The sequence below is a fragment of the Nonomuraea africana genome (assembly GCF_014873535.1).
Taxonomy (GTDB): domain Bacteria; phylum Actinomycetota; class Actinomycetes; order Streptosporangiales; family Streptosporangiaceae; genus Nonomuraea; species Nonomuraea africana.
The window spans coordinates 4,754,015-4,769,928 of record NZ_JADBEF010000001.1 but is presented as its reverse complement, the minus strand read 5'-3'; the positions used below and the strand labels follow the sequence as shown (position 1 = coordinate 4,769,928).

Annotated in this window: 15 protein-coding genes; 8 read left to right on the top strand and 7 right to left on the bottom strand. The window is 70.5% G+C overall.

Features of this window, described 5'->3' with window-relative positions; translation table 11 throughout:
- Positions 1–26: 26 nt before the first annotated feature.
- The 3 genes from H4W81_RS22580 to H4W81_RS22570 form a co-directional block, all read right to left on the bottom strand.
- A complete protein-coding gene (locus H4W81_RS22580; protein ID WP_192776656.1) occupies positions 27–1,064 on the bottom strand; it encodes an LLM class flavin-dependent oxidoreductase in 1,038 nt (345 codons plus the stop codon).
- Positions 1,065–1,337: 273 nt separating this feature from the next.
- Positions 1,338–2,783, bottom strand: coding sequence for a S1 family peptidase (locus H4W81_RS22575; RefSeq protein WP_192776655.1), 1,446 nt, complete (start codon positions 2,781–2,783; stop codon positions 1,338–1,340).
- Positions 2,784–2,870: 87 nt separating this feature from the next.
- The gene (locus tag H4W81_RS22570; protein ID WP_192776654.1) at positions 2,871–3,800 is read right to left on the bottom strand and encodes a LysR family transcriptional regulator; all 930 of its coding nucleotides are present in this window, start codon (positions 3,798–3,800) and stop codon (positions 2,871–2,873) included.
- 98 nt (positions 3,801–3,898) lie between these two features.
- Between H4W81_RS22570 and H4W81_RS22565 the strand changes: the two genes are divergently transcribed.
- From H4W81_RS22565 to H4W81_RS22540, 6 genes are all read left to right on the top strand, one after another.
- The gene (locus tag H4W81_RS22565) at positions 3,899–4,114 is read left to right on the top strand and encodes a DUF6158 family protein (protein WP_192776653.1); all 216 of its coding nucleotides are present in this window, start codon (positions 3,899–3,901) and stop codon (positions 4,112–4,114) included.
- Entirely contained in the window at positions 4,111–4,347 is a 237-nt protein-coding gene (locus H4W81_RS22560) for a hypothetical protein (protein WP_192776652.1), read from the top strand. Before H4W81_RS22565 ends, H4W81_RS22560 begins: the two co-directional genes overlap by 4 nt.
- 371 nt (positions 4,348–4,718) lie before the next feature.
- A complete protein-coding gene (locus tag H4W81_RS22555) occupies positions 4,719–5,837 on the top strand; it encodes a sugar ABC transporter substrate-binding protein (RefSeq protein WP_318781889.1) in 1,119 nt (372 codons plus the stop codon).
- Between the two features lies 1 nt (position 5,838).
- The gene (locus tag H4W81_RS22550) at positions 5,839–6,603 is read left to right on the top strand and encodes an ATP-binding cassette domain-containing protein (protein ID WP_192776651.1); all 765 of its coding nucleotides are present in this window, start codon (positions 5,839–5,841) and stop codon (positions 6,601–6,603) included.
- Positions 6,596–7,822, top strand: a complete 1,227-nt coding sequence (locus H4W81_RS22545) for a sugar ABC transporter permease (protein ID WP_192776650.1) — start codon at positions 6,596–6,598, stop codon at positions 7,820–7,822. Before H4W81_RS22550 ends, H4W81_RS22545 begins: the two co-directional genes overlap by 8 nt.
- Positions 7,823–7,831: 9 nt before the next feature.
- Positions 7,832–8,647, top strand: a complete 816-nt coding sequence (locus H4W81_RS22540) for a putative hydro-lyase (RefSeq protein ID WP_192776649.1) — start codon at positions 7,832–7,834, stop codon at positions 8,645–8,647.
- Here the strand turns inward: H4W81_RS22540 and H4W81_RS22535 are convergent.
- Complete coding sequence (locus H4W81_RS22535; RefSeq protein WP_192776648.1) at positions 8,625–10,781, bottom strand: excinuclease ABC subunit UvrA; 2,157 nt, start codon at positions 10,779–10,781, stop codon at positions 8,625–8,627. The two genes, H4W81_RS22540 and H4W81_RS22535, sit on opposite strands and share 23 nt — an antisense overlap.
- 39 nt (positions 10,782–10,820) lie before the next feature.
- On the opposite strand from H4W81_RS22535, the gene H4W81_RS22530 reads away from it, so the two are divergent.
- Positions 10,821–11,429, top strand: coding sequence for a TetR/AcrR family transcriptional regulator (locus tag H4W81_RS22530; protein WP_192776647.1), 609 nt, complete (start codon positions 10,821–10,823; stop codon positions 11,427–11,429).
- Here the strand turns inward: H4W81_RS22530 and H4W81_RS22525 are convergent.
- The gene (locus tag H4W81_RS22525) at positions 11,354–11,968 is read right to left on the bottom strand and encodes a P-loop nucleotide/nucleoside kinase family protein (protein ID WP_318781888.1); all 615 of its coding nucleotides are present in this window, start codon (positions 11,966–11,968) and stop codon (positions 11,354–11,356) included. The two genes, H4W81_RS22530 and H4W81_RS22525, sit on opposite strands and share 76 nt — an antisense overlap.
- An 85-nt stretch (positions 11,969–12,053) precedes the next feature.
- Here H4W81_RS22525 and secY point away from each other — a divergent pair, with 85 nt between their 5' ends.
- On the top strand, positions 12,054–13,325 hold the full coding sequence (secY, locus tag H4W81_RS22520) for a preprotein translocase subunit SecY (protein ID WP_192776646.1): 1,272 nt from the start codon (positions 12,054–12,056) through the stop codon (positions 13,323–13,325).
- 257 nt (positions 13,326–13,582) lie between these two features.
- On the opposite strand, the gene H4W81_RS22515 is transcribed toward secY, so the two are convergent.
- Both H4W81_RS22515 and H4W81_RS22510 read right to left on the bottom strand, forming a co-directional pair.
- Entirely contained in the window at positions 13,583–14,236 is a 654-nt protein-coding gene (locus H4W81_RS22515) for a response regulator (RefSeq protein ID WP_192776645.1), read from the bottom strand.
- A 163-nt stretch (positions 14,237–14,399) separates the two neighbouring features.
- Complete coding sequence (locus tag H4W81_RS22510; protein WP_192776644.1) at positions 14,400–15,680, bottom strand: histidine kinase; 1,281 nt, start codon at positions 15,678–15,680, stop codon at positions 14,400–14,402.
- Between the last annotated feature and the right edge of the window lie 234 nt (positions 15,681–15,914).

The window sequence follows — 15,914 nt, the reverse complement described above, 5'->3', positions numbered from 1 at the left end:
TGTCCCGTCAAGAGGTGGCTTCCGGTTCAGACCGAATCCGAAGGCGAGGCCGTGAGGCGGTGGGCCTCGGCGATCAGCTCGTAGGAGCGGATGCGGTTGGCGCCGCCGTACACGCCGGTGGTGATCATCAGCTCGTCGGCCTCGGTGCGGTCGCGCAGGGCGCTCAGGCCGGCGCGGACCTCGGGGCCGGTGCCCGTGACAACGTTGCGCAGGTAGCCGTCCACGAAGGAGAGCTCGACGTCGGAGTACGGGTAGGCCTCGGCCTCCTCGGGGGACGGGATGGGGGAGGGGCGGCCCCTGCGCAGGCGGAGCATGGCGAGGGCGAGCGTGCGCGCCAGGCGGCGGGCCTGCTCGGAGGTGTCGGCGGCGACGGCGCTCACGCCGATCATGGCGTACGGCTTGTCGAGCCACTGCGATGGGCGGAACCTCGTGCGGTAGAGATCGAGCGCGGGCTCGGTGTTCTCGGCGCTGAAGTGATGGGCGAAGGCGAAGGGCAGGCCGAGCAGTCCGGCGAGCTGGGCGCTGAAGCCGCTGGAGCCGAGCAGCCAGATGGGCGGGCGGTCGGCGTTGAGCGGGTAGGACTGCAGGCCGCCGGGCGCCTCGCCGTCGAGGAAGGCGGCCAGCGCGGCGACCTCCTCGGGAAAGGCGTCGGCGTCGCCCCTGCGCATCGCGCTCGCGGTGGCGGGATCGGTGCCGGGGGCGCGGCCGAGTCCGAGGTCGATGCGGCCGGGGTGCAGGGCGTGCAAGGTGGCGAACTGCTCGGCCACGATGAGCGGCGGGTGGTTGGGCAGCATGACGCCGCCCGAGCCGAGGCGGATGCTCTCGGAGTGCGCGGCCAGGTGGGCGATCAGGACCGCGGGGGAGGAGCTGGCCACACTCGGCATGCCGTGGTGCTCGGCGACCCAGTAGCGGTGGTAGCCCCATCGCTCGGCCTGCCGTACGAGCTCGGTGCTGGTGCGCAGGGCGTCGGTGGCGGTGCCGCCCTCGCTGACGGTGGCCAGGTCGAGGACGGACAGCGGTACATCGGCCTCGCCTCTTGCGCGGCCCCGGATCTGATCGGTCATTCCAGCGGCAACCCGGTGAAACGGAGAGTTATTCCGCTTCCGTTCTATTTCCTGTACGGCAAGGCCGCTCAAGCCCACCCAGGCCGCCCGCGGGCGTCTGTCCAGGGAGACGCTCCTCGGGGAGTGCGGGGCTAGGGTGCGTTACGGCGAGTCGTTTCGCGGCGGGCGTCTGTTCAGGGAGACGCTTCTCAAGGTGCGGGGGCTGGGTGGGTCAGGGCGAGACGTCAGGCGGCGGCCGTCCCTTGGTGGGGGCGGCCGCCGCGTGGCGAAGGGTTATGGGCGGTTCACGCCGAGGGTGTAGGAACCCGAGCCGCTGTAGGAGTGGACGCGGTAGCGGTAGTAGCCCGCCGAGCCGTTGTAGCTGATCGACTCGTCAGGGTTGGGGCTGTCGCTCCTGGCGACCGTGGCCCACGAGGAGCCGTTCCACTTCTGCAGGTAGAGGTCGAAGTCGACGCCGCTCGGGCCGTCCAGGCAGCCGGCGTGGGTGCCGGAGACCGTCGACTGGTAGTAGGAGTTGTTCGGCTGGTACTGGTTGGCGCCGTTGGTCAGCGACCCGTTGTAGGTCTCGCGGTAGTTCTGGCAGCCGGTGGGCGGGTTGCCGCCGCCGGTGACCAGGGTGAGGCCGTAGACCGAGAGGATCTCGTTGACCGGCTGGAAGTAGGTGGTGCCGCCCGAGCTGCAGTTGCCGGAGCCGCCCGAGGTGACGCCCTGGGCCTGGTTGCCCGAGATGTAGGAACCGCCCGAGTCGCCGGGCTCGGCGCACACGCTGGTCCTGGTCACCTCGTAGACGGTGCCCTGCGGGTAGGTGACGCTGGTGTTGAGCTGCTGGACGGTGCCGCAGTGCCAGCCGGTGGTCGATCCCGCGCGGCAGATGGAGGAGCCGACGGGCGCGACGGTCGAGCCGTTGACGGGGATGATGCCGGCGCTGTAGCCGTTCACGACGCCGACGGGGGTCCAGCTGGTGTTGACCTCGACCCATGCGTAGTCGTTGCCGGGGAAGGAGGAGCCGCGGAAGGTGCCCTGGGCCTGCTGGTTGGCGCCGCGGGTGGTGGCGCCGACGCTCCCGCAGTGCCCGGCGGTGACGAAGCCGCCGTTGGTGCCCGGCTTGGTGACGGAGAAGCCGACCGAGCAGCGGGAGCCGCTGCCGATGTAGTAGGCGTCGCCGCCGCGGATGTCGGCGTAGGTCACGGGCTGCTCGTTCGACTGCTCGACCCTGACGAGCGCCTTGTCGGCGCCGCTGGCCGCGATGAACGCCTCGGCCTCGGCGGGCGCGGAGGAGAGGATGACCACGCTGTTGGTCGGCATGTCGACGTACCAGACGGGCGCGGTCTTCGGCGCCTTGTCGGCCGCCTTGTCGAGGGCCTCCTTGGCGGCCTCGAGCTTGGCCATGGAGTGGGCGACGACCCTGACCTCGGCGCCGGAGACGCGGCGCTGCGACGGGTTGGTGGTGGCCACGACCAGGGTGCTCTCCGGGCCCTCGACCCAGGCGCCGGCGTAGTCGGCGCCGAGGCGCTTGGCGAGTCCGGGGGCGGTACGGCCGGCCTTCTGCTCGTTGACGAGGCGGGTCTTCGCCTGCTCCTCGGTGAGGTTCAGGTCGCGCTGCATGGCCTTGATCAGGCCGTCGGGTGGGTTGCCGGCGGGGGCGGAGGCGACCGCGGGGGTGGCGGTCAGCGCTAACGCGCCGATCGCGATGGCGATCAGCGTGCGGGTGCGAAGCATGGGATTCTCCTTCGCTTGCTGGGGGTGCCGTCAACGTAACGGCCGTCCAGGCGGCGGAGGAGCTACCAGTTCGCCCCTATCGCGGTGTTATGGATAGGTGCCCCAGCCGGGGTTGCGTACCAGCCAGTCGTGGTAGACGGGGCTGCGCCGTACGGCGTCGGCGTGGGCGGCCTTGGCGTGCTCGGCCACCCACGACGGGCAGGGCGCGGCGGGGTGGTGGCCGAGCACCTGGCGCCAGCGCAGCGGGGCCCCGGCGAGCGGCACCATCACCAGGCCCTGGGCGAAGGGATGGGTGGCCTGGCACAGCACCACCGCCCTGCCGACCTGGGCCAGGTGGACGCAGGTGGCCACGTCGGTCTCGTACATGGCCGAGGGGGTGAACCCGGCGCGCGTGCAGGCCGCGGCGAAGCAGTCGCCGAAGCAGCCGTCGCCGGGGGTGACGGCCCACTGCTCGTCCGCGAGGTCCGATAAGGCGAGCTCCTTCTCGCCCGCCAGCCGGTGATCCTCGGCGAGCAGGACGAAGACGGGGTCGATCCCGATGGTGACCCAGGTGATGTCTCCGGCGGGCGGGCCCTCGCCGCAGGCGCCGGCCAGGATGTAGTCGAGCCTGCCCTGGGCGATCATCGAGGCCAGCTCGCGGGCCGACCACGAGGTGTAGGTGGTGACCGGGCCCGCCGCGGCCAGCCGGTCGACCAGGCCGCCGAGGATCGGCCCGTTGGTCGCGCCGATGCGGTAGCCGCTCTCCGAGGCGTTGGCGAAGCGCAGTGCCTCGTCCTGGAGCTCTTGGGCGGCGGGAAGCAGCACCCGGGCGCGCGAGAGCACCAGCTCGCCGAGCGGGGTGGGCCTCGCGCCGTAGCGGTCGCGCTGGAAGAGCGCGCCGCCGAGCGCGCGCTCGATGCGTTTGAGCTGGGCCGTCAGCGCCGGCTGGGCCACCCCGAGCCGGGTCGCCGCCTTGCTGACGCTGCCCGACTCCGCGACCGCACGGACGATCTTGAGGTGCCGGAGCTCGAGGTCCATACCGGGAAGGTAAAACTGCCACAACGTCCCCGCAATCCCCATATGTCAGGAAAATTGACGGATGTTGTGGGGAGGGTTCTCCGGGTAGATGAAGACGCATGGGAATCGATCCAAAGGACCTTTCGGAAGACGACCTGCTTCGCGAGCTCGGACACCTCTACCAGACGCGGATGGAGGCGCTCCTGCACGGACCCGACGACGCGCTGGCCCGTCACACCTCGCGCACCAATGAGCTGGAGAGCGAATTCCTGCGCCGCCACCCCGTCCGCGACATCGACCCCGGCCGGTTGAGAGAGGGGGCGAGGGCGCGGTGAGGGGACACCGCGACGTCCAGGCGCTGTCCGACACCGATCTGGCCGTCTACGAGGCCGTCGCCGCGATCGCGGTCGGTGGCGAGGCGGCGTCGCTGGCGGCCGTGGCCAGGAGCACAGGGCTGACAGAGGAGCGGACGCGGGCCAGCATGGCGATCCTCGTGGAGAAGGGCCAGGTGGTGCCCAGCGGCGACGGGTTCAGACTGGGCCGCCACGACTTCGAGGTCGACTACTGACGGTGAGCCGCCGACGGTAGGGCGCTGACAGGGAGCCCCTGACGGGGAGCCGCCGGCGGCCGGGCGCGGCTACTGGCCGAGGGTCAGGACCGAGGAGGTCTTCCCGGTGCCCGGCGCGCCCCACAGGATGACGGGGAGATCGGCGGTGACGGCGACGGCCGGCGCGTCCATGGTGATTCCACTCTCTGTGCGCCGATCATCGTTGACGTCAACCTCGGTTGACGCAGGAGGGATTTGTCAACCCGGGCCGACCTGGGCCTGCCCGATATTTCGGAAAAACACCGCATCACCCGGCAAAGGTGTGACAAGTCGCAGGCAGTGGCGAAGACGGAGGGTACCGCCACTCCTGAGGGCTCAACTCGGGGGGCGCGGTGAAAGCACAGGTCATCGGCGGCGTTCTGGCCATTCTGTGGCTGGCGGCCGGCTGTGGCACGGCGGGGCAGTCGGGCGACACGGGCGGCGCCAGGGGCGGCACCGCCGCCCCGACCGCCATCGGCACGATCGAGCAGGGCTTCAAGGTCGGCCTGCTGCTCCCCGAGTCGAAGACGGCGCGATACGAGAAGTTCGACCGCCCCTACATCACCGCACGCGTCAAGGCCCTGTGCCCCAAGTGCGAGGTCGTCTACACCAACGCCAACCAGGACCCCAACCAGCAGCAGCAACAGGTCGACTCGATGCTGACCAACGGGGTGAAGATCCTGATCCTCGACGCGGTGGACGCCAAGGCCATCGCCTCCTCCGTCGCCAAGGCCAAGAACCAGGGCGCGAAGGTGGTCGCCTACGACCGGCTGGCAGGCGGTCCCATCGACGCCTACACCTCCTTCGACAACCTGCAGGTCGGCAAGGCGCAGGGGCAGGCGCTCCTCGACGCGATCAAGGCGGGCGGCGATCCCAAGCGCGGCCCGATCGTCATGATCAACGGCTCGCCCACCGACCCGAACGCCGCCGACTTCAAGAAGGGCGCCCACTCGGTGCTCGACGGTCAGGTCGTGATCGGCAAGGAGTACGACACCCCCGACTGGAGCCCCGACCAGGCCAACACCGAGGCCGCGGGCGCCTTCACCGCGCTGGGCCCGGACAAGGTGATCGGCGTCTACTCCGCCAACGACGGCATGGCGGGCGGCATCGCCAGGGCCATGCAGAACGCGGGCGTCAAGAAGGGCACCCCGCTGACCGGCCAGGACGCGGAGCTCGCCGCGATCCAGCGGATCCTGCTCGGCACCCAGACGATGACGATCTACAAGCCCATCAAGCCCGAGGCGGAGAACGCCGCCCGGCTGGCGGTCGACCTCGCCACGGGAAAGGGCGTGACACCCACGACCACCGTGGACAACGGCACCAGCGCCGCGATCCCCGCGCAGATCATCGCGCCGATCGTGGTCACCAAGGAGAACATCAAGGACACCGTGGTGAAGGACGGGTTCTGGAAGCCCGACGAGATCTGCGGCGCGGCCGTGAAGGCGGCCTGCGAAGCGGCTGGGATCTCCTGAGATGGCCCCGGTCCTCGCCCTTGAGGGCATCTCCAAGCGGTTCGGCGCCGTCCAGGCGCTTACGGACGTCGAGCTCCAGGTCAACGAGGGCGAGGTCGTGGCGCTGGTCGGTGACAACGGCGCCGGCAAGTCCACGATGATCAAGGTGATCGCCGGGGTGGGCCCGCCCGACGCGGGCCGCATCATGTGGGAGGGCAGGCAGGTCACGATCAACAGTCCCTCCGACGCGCAGGCCCTGGGCATCGCGACCGTCTACCAGGACCTCGCGCTCTGCGACAACCTCGACGTGGTCGGCAACCTGTTCCTCGGCAACGAGGTGTCCACGACCGGCGTCCTCGACGAGGTCGCGATGGAGAAGCGCTCCCGCGACCTGCTGGAGACCCTGTCGATCAGGATTCCCAGCGTGCGCATCCCCGTGGCGTCGCTGTCCGGCGGCCAGCGGCAGACGGTGGCCATCTCCCGCTCGCTGCTGGGCGAGCCCAAGGTCGTGATGCTGGACGAGCCGACCGCGGCCCTCGGCGTCGAGCAGACCGCGCACGTCCTCGACCTGGTCGAACGGCTGCGCCACCAGGGCCACGGCGTCATCCTGATCAGCCACAACATGGTGGACGTGAAGGCGGTGGCCGACCGGATCGCGGTGCTGCGGCTCGGCCGCAACAACGGCTTCTTCGACGCCAGGAGCACCAGTCAGGAAGAGATCATCTCGGCGATCACCGGGGCCACCGACAACGCCGCGTCCCGCAGGATGAGGAGGCTCGGTGACTGAGACCCAGGTCGACCCGCGGCTTTTGGTGCGCGAACAGGGCCTGAAGGGCTACCTCGGCGAGTTCACGCGGCGGGTGAAGGGCGGCGAACTCGGCCCGCTTCCCGTCGTCATCGGCCTGATCGTCATCTGGCTCGTCTTCCAGAGCCTGAACAGCCAGTTCCTGTCCGCGCAGAACCTGTCGAACCTCAGCGTCGACATCGTCCCGACCGGGATGATCGCCATCGGCATCGTCTTCGTGCTGCTGCTCGGCGAGATCGACCTGTCGGCGGGCGCGGTCAGCGGCGCCTGCGCGGCGGTCATGGCCGTGATCAACGTCAACATGGGCATGAACCCGGGCCTGGCGATCCTGCTCGCCGTCGCCGCCGGCGCCGTGCTCGGCCTCATCCACGGCTTCTTCTTCGCCAAGATCGGGGTGCCCTCCTTCGTGGTCACGCTGGCGGGCTTTCTCGCCTGGACGGGCTTCCAGCTGTGGGTCCTCGGGCCCAACGGCACCATCAACCTGCCGAGCGACGGCTTCATCGCCGGACTGACCAGTACCTACTTCATCTACGTGATCGCCGCGTACGGCCTGGCCGCGGTGGCCGTCGCCGCCTTCCTCACCGTGTCGGTCATGGGCAACAACAGGCGCCGCGCGGCGGGCATCCCGTCCAGGACGACGGGCGACATCGTCTTCCGCACGGTCGTGCTCGCGGTGGTGGCCTTCGGCGCCGCCTACATCCTCAACCTGTACAAGGGGCTTCCGCTCGCGCTGCTGATCTTCCTGGTGGTGGTCGTCGGCACCGACTTCGTGCTGCGCCGCACCAGGTACGGGCGCAGCATCTTCGCGGTCGGCGGCAACATCGAGGCGGCCAGGCGGGCGGGCATCAACGTGGCCTTCGTCAGGATCACGGTGTTCGTGATCTCCGGCTCGTTCGCCGCGGTCGGCGGCGTTCTGGCCGCCTCCCGCATCTCCAGCGCCAGCCAGGCGACGGGGCAGAGCAACGTGCTGCTGATGGCGATCGCGGCGGCGGTGATCGGCGGTACCTCGCTGTTCGGCGGGCGCGGCACCACGTTCTCGGCGCTGCTGGGCATGCTCGTCATCCAGTCGATCGCCTCGGGGATGGCGCTGCAGGGCGTCAGCAACTCCGTCCAGTTCATGGTGACCGGCGCGGTCCTGCTGGCGGCGGTGGTCATCGACTCGGTCTCGCGCAGGAGCCAGAAAGCGGCGGGCCGGGCGTAACGTGGGTTCATGGAGGAGACTGCGCCCCTCGCCGCCCAGGCCCCTTCCCCCGAGCACCTCATCCCCGAACGGGCCCTCACCCCCGAGCAGGCCAGGCGTCGCTTCAGGGCGGGGGAGCGGCGGCCGACGGCCGGGTGGTGCGACGGCTGGACCCAGGCCAACCTGATCGCCGTGCCGTCCATCCTGGCGAAGGACCTGAGGCTGTTCGCCGAGCGCAACCCGCGGGCCTGCCCCGTGCTCGACGTCGGCGAGCCGGGAGCCACCAGCACCGCGATCTTCCCCGGCGACCTGCGCACCGACCTGCCCGGCTACCGGATCTACCGCGAGGGCGGGCCCGTCGCCGACGTGGCCGAGGTGGTCGAGCACTGGCGCGACGACCTGGTCGCCTTCCTCATCGGCTGCAGCTTCACCTTCGAGGCCGCGCTCATGAGGGCGGGCGTGCCGGTGCGCCACGTCGAGCTGGGCGTCAACGTCCCGATGTACCGCACCGCCGTCGCCTGCCGTCCGGCCGGGGTGCTCCACGGGCCGCTCGTGGTCTCCATGCGCCCCGTTCCCGAGGCGCTGGTGGCCACCGCGGTCGAGGTCAGCGGGCGCTATCCGCGGGTCCACGGCGCGCCGGTGCACGTCGGCGACCCCGCCGCGCTCGGCATCGGCGATCTGTCGCGTCCCGACTTCGGCGACCCCGTGCCCGTACGGCCCGGCGAGGTGCCGCTCTTCTGGGCTTGCGGCGTCACCCCGCAGCAGGCCGTGATGGCCAGCGGTGTCGAATACGCCATCGGCCACCTGCCGGGCCACATGGCGATCACCGACCTTCGAGAGACCTAGCCAGGTACTTCGCCGTGTGCGTGGAGGCGTGGACCAGCGCCGCGGGCGGGCCCTCGAAGACCACCTCACCGCCGTGCTGCCCGGCCTCGGGCCCCAGGTCGATCACCCAGTCGGCGTGCTTGACGACCTCGAGCTCGTGCTCCACCACGATCACGGTGTTGCCCGTGTCGACCAGCCGGTCGAGCAGCGCCAGCATGGTGTCGACGTCGGCCATGTGCAGCCCCGTGGTCGGCTCGTCGAAGACGTAGACGTTGCCGCTCTCGCGCAGCCGGTGCGCCAGTTTCAGCCGCTGCCGTTCGCCGCCCGACAGCGTGCTGAGCGGCTGGCCCAGCGTCAGATAGCCGAGCCCGAGCTCGCCGAGCGTCGCCAGGCCCTCCAGCCCGAACAGCTCGTGCGCCTCGTCGGCGGTCATGGCCAGCACCTCGGCGATCGTCCGTCCCCCGTAGCGGTGCGACAGCGCCTCGGGGCTGTAGCGGGTGCCGCCGCACGCGTCGCACACCGTGGTCACCGGGTCCATGAACGCCAGGTCGGTCTTGATCACACCGCGTCCGCCGCAGGCCGGGCACGCGCCCGCCGCGTTGAAGCTGAACAGCCCGGCGTCCACGCCGTTCGCCTCGGCGAAGAGCCTGCGGATGCGGTCCATGACGTCGAGGTAGGTGGCGGGGGTGGAGCGGATCGAGCCGCCGATCGCGGACTGGTCGATCGCGATGCCCTCGGCGTACGTCATGAGCGTGCTCTTGCCCGACCCGGCGACACCGGTCACGGCCGTGAGCACGCCGAGCGGCACCCGTACGCTCACCTCCTTGAGGTTGTGCAGCGAGGCCCCCTCGATGGACAGCCACCCCTTCGGCGCGCGGACCACCGGCTTCAGGCCCGTCGACCGCCTGAGCATGCGGCCCGTGAGCGTCCGCGAACCGGTCAGTGCGGCGACCGTGCCCTCGAAGACCACCTCGCCGCCGCTCGCGCCCGCCCCTGGCCCCAGGTCGACGACGTGGTCGGCCAAGGCGATGATGTCGCGGTCGTGCTCGACGACGATCACGGTGTTGCCGCCGTCGCGCAGTTCGAGCAGCAGCTCGCCGAGCCTGTGCACGTCACGCGGGTGCAGGCCGACGCTCGGCTCGTCGAAGATGTAGGTCATCCCCGACAGCGACGAGCCGAGGTGCCGCACGGTCTTCAGCCGCTGCGCCTCGCCGCCCGACAGCGTGCCGGTCTCTCTGTCGAGACTGAGGTAGCCGAGCCCGATCGCCTCGATCCGGTCCAGCGCCTCGATCGCGGGCGTGGCCACGCCGGTGCCCAGCCCCCTGAGCGTCTCGGCGAGGTCGCTGATCTCCATGGCGGCGTGGTCGGCGAGGTTCAGCCCGTCGATCCTCGAGGCGAGGGCCGCGGCGTTGAGCCGCGCGCCGTCGCAGGCGGGGCACGGGCCCTCGGTGACGAGCCGCCTGGTCGCCTCGGTGTCGCGCTTGAGCTGGAGGCGGTTGAAGCGGTCGACCACACCCTCGTAGGTGCCGCGCTCCAGCTTGAACCTCTCGCCGTGCAGGAGCTGCCGCCACTCCTCCTCGGTGAACTCGCCGACCGGCTTGTCCAGGTCGAACAGGCCGGAGCTCGCGTACAGGTGCCAGGCGTAGGAGCCGACGGGGAAGATCCTGAGCGCGCCCTCGTTGATCGAGAGCGTCCTGTCGATCGCCAGGTCGAGGTCGAGGCGCACGGTCCTGCCCAGCCCGTCGCACTCGGGGCACATGCCCTGCGGGTCGTTGAAGGAGTAGGCGGTGGCTGGGCCCGCCGACGGCGTGCCGTACCTGGAGAACAGCACGCGCAGGATGGGGTGGATCTCGGTCATGGTGCCGACGGTCGAGCGGGCGTTTCCGCCCACCCGCTTCTGGTCGATGACGACCGCGGGCGTCAGGTGGGCCAGCCGTTCGGCGAGCGGGCGCTCGAACTTGGGCAGCCGGTTCCTGATGAAGGTGCTGTAGGTGGCGTTCATCTGCCGCTGCGACTCGGTGGCGATGGTGCCGAAGACGACCGACGACTTCCCTGAGCCCGACACGCCGGTGAAGACGATCAGCCGCTCCTTGGGCAGGCGGAGCGAGATGTTCTTGAGGTTGTTCTGTCGAAGTCCGGCCAGAACGATATCCATTGAGAGACTCCCAATAGCTTTGGCTACTAGTATTAGCTTATGTCAGATCGCAGGGCTCGTCGAAGGGCCGAGACGCAGGAAGAGATCCTCGGCCTCGCGCTGGAGGTGATGGCGGCCGACGGGGTCGCGGCGCTGAACATGGCGACCGTGGCCAGGCGGCTCGGCATCCAGCCGCCTTCGCTGTACAAGTACTTCCCTTCGCGGGGGGCCGTCTACGACGCGCTGTTCAAGATCGGCCAGGAGCGGTATCTCGACGCCGTACGGCAGGCCGCGCGCGGTCACGAGGGGCTGGCCGCGATGGGCGCGTCGCTCGAGGCGGGCGCGCGCTGGATCATGGCCAACCAGGTGCTGGCCCAGCTGCTGTTCTGGCGTCCGGTGCCCGGCTTCAGACCCTCGCCGGAGGCGTACGCCCCGGCCCTGGAGATCCACGAGCACTTCGCGACGCTGATCCGCGCAGCCGTGGCGCGCGGCGAGGTGCATCCTGACGCGGCGGGGGAGGAGGGCCTGGCGCTGGCCGCCAGCCTGATCGCGGGCGTCATCTCGCAACAGCTGGCCAACGAGCCCGACGCCACCTACGAGTCGGGCGCCTTCACCCGGCTGGTGCCGCGCCTTCCCGCCGTGTTCGCGGCGGCATACCCGCCGCGCTGAGCTGGGTCTCCAGATCGGGCGCGCCCCGCCGGTTGTCGATCTCCAAATGCGGGACGGCGGGCGGCTCGGCCACCCTGATGGCCTCCAGGAAGTCGTCGAAGGCCGTCAGCTTGCCCTCGTCCCTGGCCAGCCCCCTGGCCATCAGGCGCTCCCCGCAGGGTGGGTCCGTCGGAGCGGATCCACACCAGCCGCGCGGGCGGGCCGCCGAGCTGCTCGACCCATTGCTCCCAGAGGGACGCGGAGTGGACCTGCGAGGTGAAGGGGCCGTCGAGCATCACGGGGCAGCCGTGCGCCCTGATCGTCCTGGCCAGCCTGGTCAGACCGGCGTACTCGTGCCGCTTGATGTGCTCGTCGTACCAGGGGCCCTCGCGCTCGCCGCGCCGCCTGCCGTACGCGCGCAGCACCTCGGTGACGAAGTCACCGTAGACGGTGTCCTTGTCCAGCAGCGCGGGGACCGGATCGAGGCGCCCGAGCAGCGCGGCGGCGACGGTCGACTTGCCCGCGCCGGGCGGGCCACTGATCACCCAGACAGGAACCACAAGGTCAGAGCGTACGCGGATCTGCGTACGCCGGTGCCGCGCCAGGGCGGACGCCCGTTCGCCCGTTCATGGCGAGACTCTGCGCATGCTCACCATGGTCGTGCGCGCCTTCGGCATCCCCGAGCTGCGCAAGAAACTGCTCTTCACGCTGGGCGTCATCGTGCTGTTCAGGTTCGGGCAGATCCTGCCGTCTCCGGGGGTGGACACGGTGGCGGTCCAGCGCTGCCTGGGCGGCGCGCGCGGCGGACTGGTCGACATGGTGCAGCTGTTCAGCGGCGGGGCCATGCTGAAGCTGTCGGTGTTCGCGCTCGGGGTCATGCCGTACATCACGGCCAGCATCATCATGCAGCTGATGGCGGTGCTCATCCCGCGCCTCGAAGCGCTGCGCAAGGAGGGGCAGAACGGCCAGGCGAAGATCACGCAGTACACCCGGTACCTGACCGTCGGCCTGGCCTTGCTCAACGCCACGACCGTGGTCGCGCTGGCGCGCGGGGGCCAGCTGTTCCCCGGCTGCTCGGAGCCCGTGCTGTACGACACGAGCCTGCTCGGGGTGGGCGTACTGGTGGCCGTCATGGTGGCGGGGACCTGCATGGTGATGTGGCTGGGCGAGAAGATCACCGACAGGGGGATCGGCACCGGCATGTCCATCCTGATTTTCACCCAGGTCGTGGCCGTCTTCCCGTCCTACATGTCCACCCTTTTCGTGATGAGCCCCTTTACCGCGATGGTGATCCTCGTCTCCGGCCTGTTCCTGGTGGCGGCCGTGGTCTTCATCGAGCAGGCCCAGCGGCGCGTCCCCGTGCAGTACGCCAAGCGGATGGTAGGACGCCGCATGTACGGCGGGACCAACACCTACATCCCGCTCAAGGTCAACCAGGCGGGCATCGTGCCGGTCATCTTCACCTCGTCCCTGCTCTACATCCCCACGCTGGTCGGCGGCCAGGTACCGTGGATCAGCCAGTACCTCGCGGGCGACCACCCGCTCTACATGCTGGTCTACTTCCTACTGATCGTCGGCTTCGCCTACTTCTACGTCTCGATCACCTTCAACCCGATGGAGGTGGCCGACAACATGAAGCGCTACGGCGGCTTCGTCCCGGGGATCAGGCCGGGCCGGCCGACGGCGGAGTACCTGGGGTTCGTGCTGTCGCGGCTGACCGCGCCGGGGGCGGTCTATCTCGGTGGACTGGCCCTGCTGCCGCTGGTGGCCTTCGCGCTGCTGCGCGACCCTTCGACGCAGCAGAACTTTCCTTTCGGGGGGACGAGCGTGCTGATCATGGTGGGTGTCGGGCTGGAGACCGTGAAGCAGATCGAGGCCCAACTCCAGCAACGCACCTACGAGGGCCTCCTCAGATAGCCCCACCTGGGCCCGCCCTGTCTCAACGGACACCACCCCACCGGACGCTTTCCGGTCGGGCGCGTTCCCGCCAGCTGCCTTCAGCGGGGCTCTCTTCCGCCGGGCACTTCCCCCTGGAGAACCATCTCGCCGGGCACTTCTGGGACCGCCAGGTCACCTCCCCGTAGTGTTCCGGGTGCCGCGGGGTCGCCCCCGTGGGGTGTTCCGGGCGCTGCGGGGTCGCCTCCCCGTGGGGTGTTCTGTGGGCCGTCGGTCGGTCAGGAAGGGAGGACCAGGCCGGCGCGCATGGCGAAGACGACGAGCTGGGCCCTGTCGCGGGCGTGCAGCTTCACCATGGCCCTGCTGACGTGCGTGCGCACGGTGTCGCGGCTGATCACCAGCTCCTTGGCGATCTCCTCGTTGGACCGGCCGGTCGCCACCCAGGCCACCAGCTCCTTCTCCCGCGGGGTCAGCGTGTCCACACCGTCCACGGGTTCCGCGCCGCCGTGCCTGCCGAACAGTCCGATGACCTTCCGGGTGATCGCCGGGGAGAGCAGCGCCTCTCCGGCGGCCACCACCCTGATCGCGCTCACCAGTTCGTCGGGGGCGCTGTCCTTGAGCAGGAAGCCGCTCGCGCCCGCCTGCAGCGCGGCGAAGACGTACTCGTCCACGGCGAACGTCGTCACCACCACGATCCTGGTGCCGTGGAGGGAGGGGTCGGCGGCGATCGCGCGCAGCACCTGCAGGCCGTCCATGCCGGGCATCCTGATGTCGAGCAGCAGGACGTCGGGACGCTCCCTGCGCACCAGCGCCACCGCCTGCGCGCCGTCGGCGGCCTCGCCCACCAGCTCCAGGTCGGACTCCCTGGCGATGAGCGCACTGAGCCCCATCCGCACGACCGCCTGGTCATCGGCCACACCGACCCTGATCACACCCACACCTCCCACCCTTGAGCTCGCGACCAACCCTGCACGCTAGGGCGCTCCTGCACCGTCACCGGGGGCCGTGTCAATGTGGTCCCGGTGGGATGCTTGGAAGCCTGAGCTGCCTGGGTGGGTTGTGCTTCCGTGGAGGTCACGCGGTGTTCGGCCGAGGTCACGCGGTTTCCCGCGGGAAGCGGGCGACCACCTGGAAGCCGCCGCCGTCCCTGGGGCCGGCGCTGAACTGGCCACCCGCGGCCCGTACCCGCTCGCGCATCCCCGCCAGCCCTCTGCCCTCGCCCGCGCCGCCGGCCCCGCTCCCGCGGTCGGCCACCTCCAGCACGAACTCACAGGGGTCGTTGGCCACCCTGACGAGCGCCCTCGTCGGCCCCGCGTGCCTGATCACGTTGGTCAGCGACTCGCGCACCACCCGGTACACGGTGCCGCGCAGATGCGAGGGGACGGCGGGCTCGGCCGGCTCCACGTCCACGGGCAGCCCCGCCGCCCGGACACCGTCGATCAGCGCCGGCAGGTCTTCGTGCCTCGGTACCGCCTGGCCCGGGTCGATGAGGTCGAGCGCGGCCCTCAGCTGGGCCAGCGCTTCGAGGCTCGTCTCGCGGATCGCGCGCAACGACTCGCGTGCCTGCTCGGGACTCTCCTCCAGCACCAGCAGGGCGAGCCCCGCCTGCATCGCGATGGTCGAGAAACCGTGTCCTGCCGCGTCGTGCACCTCGCCCGCGATCCTGGCGCGCTCCCTCGCCAGCTCCTCCGCCAGCGCCGCGGCCTCGACCTCCCGCAGCCCGGCACCGCTCAGAGCACCCCACGCCTGACCCCCGGAGAGGCCCGCTGTGGGGCCGTTCGCAGGAGCATTCGTCGCGGGGCTGTTGCTGAGCCGGGGCGCCGCGGGGATGTCGCTGAGAGATGACGCGGAAGCGTCGGTGAGAGGGGGTGCTGCGGGGATGTCGCTGAGCGGGTGCGCCGGCGTGATGTGGGTGAGAGATGACGCGGGAGCGTCGGTGAGAGGGGGCGTCGCGGGGGTGTTCGTGAGAGCGGGGAAGGCGCTTCCGCCCGAGTAGGCCGCTGGTTGATGCTTCGGCCAGGTGTCGACTCCTGAGCCACCTCGGGCGAAGCCCGCCCAGCCCCAACCGAGCCTCGGCGGAGTGGTGGACGTCCGCGCGGCGCGACCAGCCCCCTCGGGCGCACCCTCAACGCGATGGCCCGCCACGGACACATCCGAGCGGCGATCCACCACGGCGACCTCGGCGCGATGGTCTGCTGTGGCGACCCGAGTGGATGTCTCGGTGCTCGGTGGGGTCTCGTGGCCTGCGGCGATCGCGGCGCGTGCCTGGGCCAAGCCGCTGAACGACAGCGGGACGACCAGCCACCCCGCCCACACCAGCATGAGCACGGCGGGCATGTCACCCAGCCGGGCAGCACGGGACACCGCCGCGGACATGGACTCCCACAGGCGGCGGACAGGGCGTCGATCCCGTGTCACCATTCCGCTCTGATCCTAGCCAGTTCCAGGCGGAACGGATCGACGCGCACCACCCCAGGCGGACGACCCAACCCCCGAACCTTCGTGGAGGGCGGCCAAACCCCGAAGGGCGACTCAAACCCCCCGAAGGGCGGCGCGGCCCCGGCAAGCAGGACGACCCAGCCCACCGCAGGCCGTGGCGCAACCCGGGGA

Bases quoted from the DNA above. Each gene is read 5' to 3' on its own strand.
- H4W81_RS22530 (WP_192776647.1), top strand. From the start codon at position 10,821: ATGTCAGATCGCAGGGCTCGTCGAAGGGCCGAGACGCAGGAAGAGATC.
- H4W81_RS22535 (WP_192776648.1), bottom strand. From the start codon at position 10,781: ATGGATATCGTTCTGGCCGGACTTCGACAGAACAACCTCAAGAACATC.
- H4W81_RS22550 (WP_192776651.1), top strand. From the start codon at position 5,839: ATGGCCCCGGTCCTCGCCCTTGAGGGCATCTCCAAGCGGTTCGGCGCC.
- H4W81_RS22540 (WP_192776649.1), top strand. From the start codon at position 7,832: ATGGAGGAGACTGCGCCCCTCGCCGCCCAGGCCCCTTCCCCCGAGCAC.
- H4W81_RS22575 (WP_192776655.1), bottom strand. From the start codon at position 2,783: ATGCTTCGCACCCGCACGCTGATCGCCATCGCGATCGGCGCGTTAGCG.
- H4W81_RS22580 (WP_192776656.1), bottom strand. From the start codon at position 1,064: ATGACCGATCAGATCCGGGGCCGCGCAAGAGGCGAGGCCGATGTACCG.
- H4W81_RS22565 (WP_192776653.1), top strand. From the start codon at position 3,899: ATGGGAATCGATCCAAAGGACCTTTCGGAAGACGACCTGCTTCGCGAG.
- H4W81_RS22570 (WP_192776654.1), bottom strand. From the start codon at position 3,800: ATGGACCTCGAGCTCCGGCACCTCAAGATCGTCCGTGCGGTCGCGGAG.
- secY (WP_192776646.1), top strand. From the start codon at position 12,054: ATGCTCACCATGGTCGTGCGCGCCTTCGGCATCCCCGAGCTGCGCAAG.
- H4W81_RS22510 (WP_192776644.1), bottom strand. From the start codon at position 15,680: ATGTCCGCGGCGGTGTCCCGTGCTGCCCGGCTGGGTGACATGCCCGCC.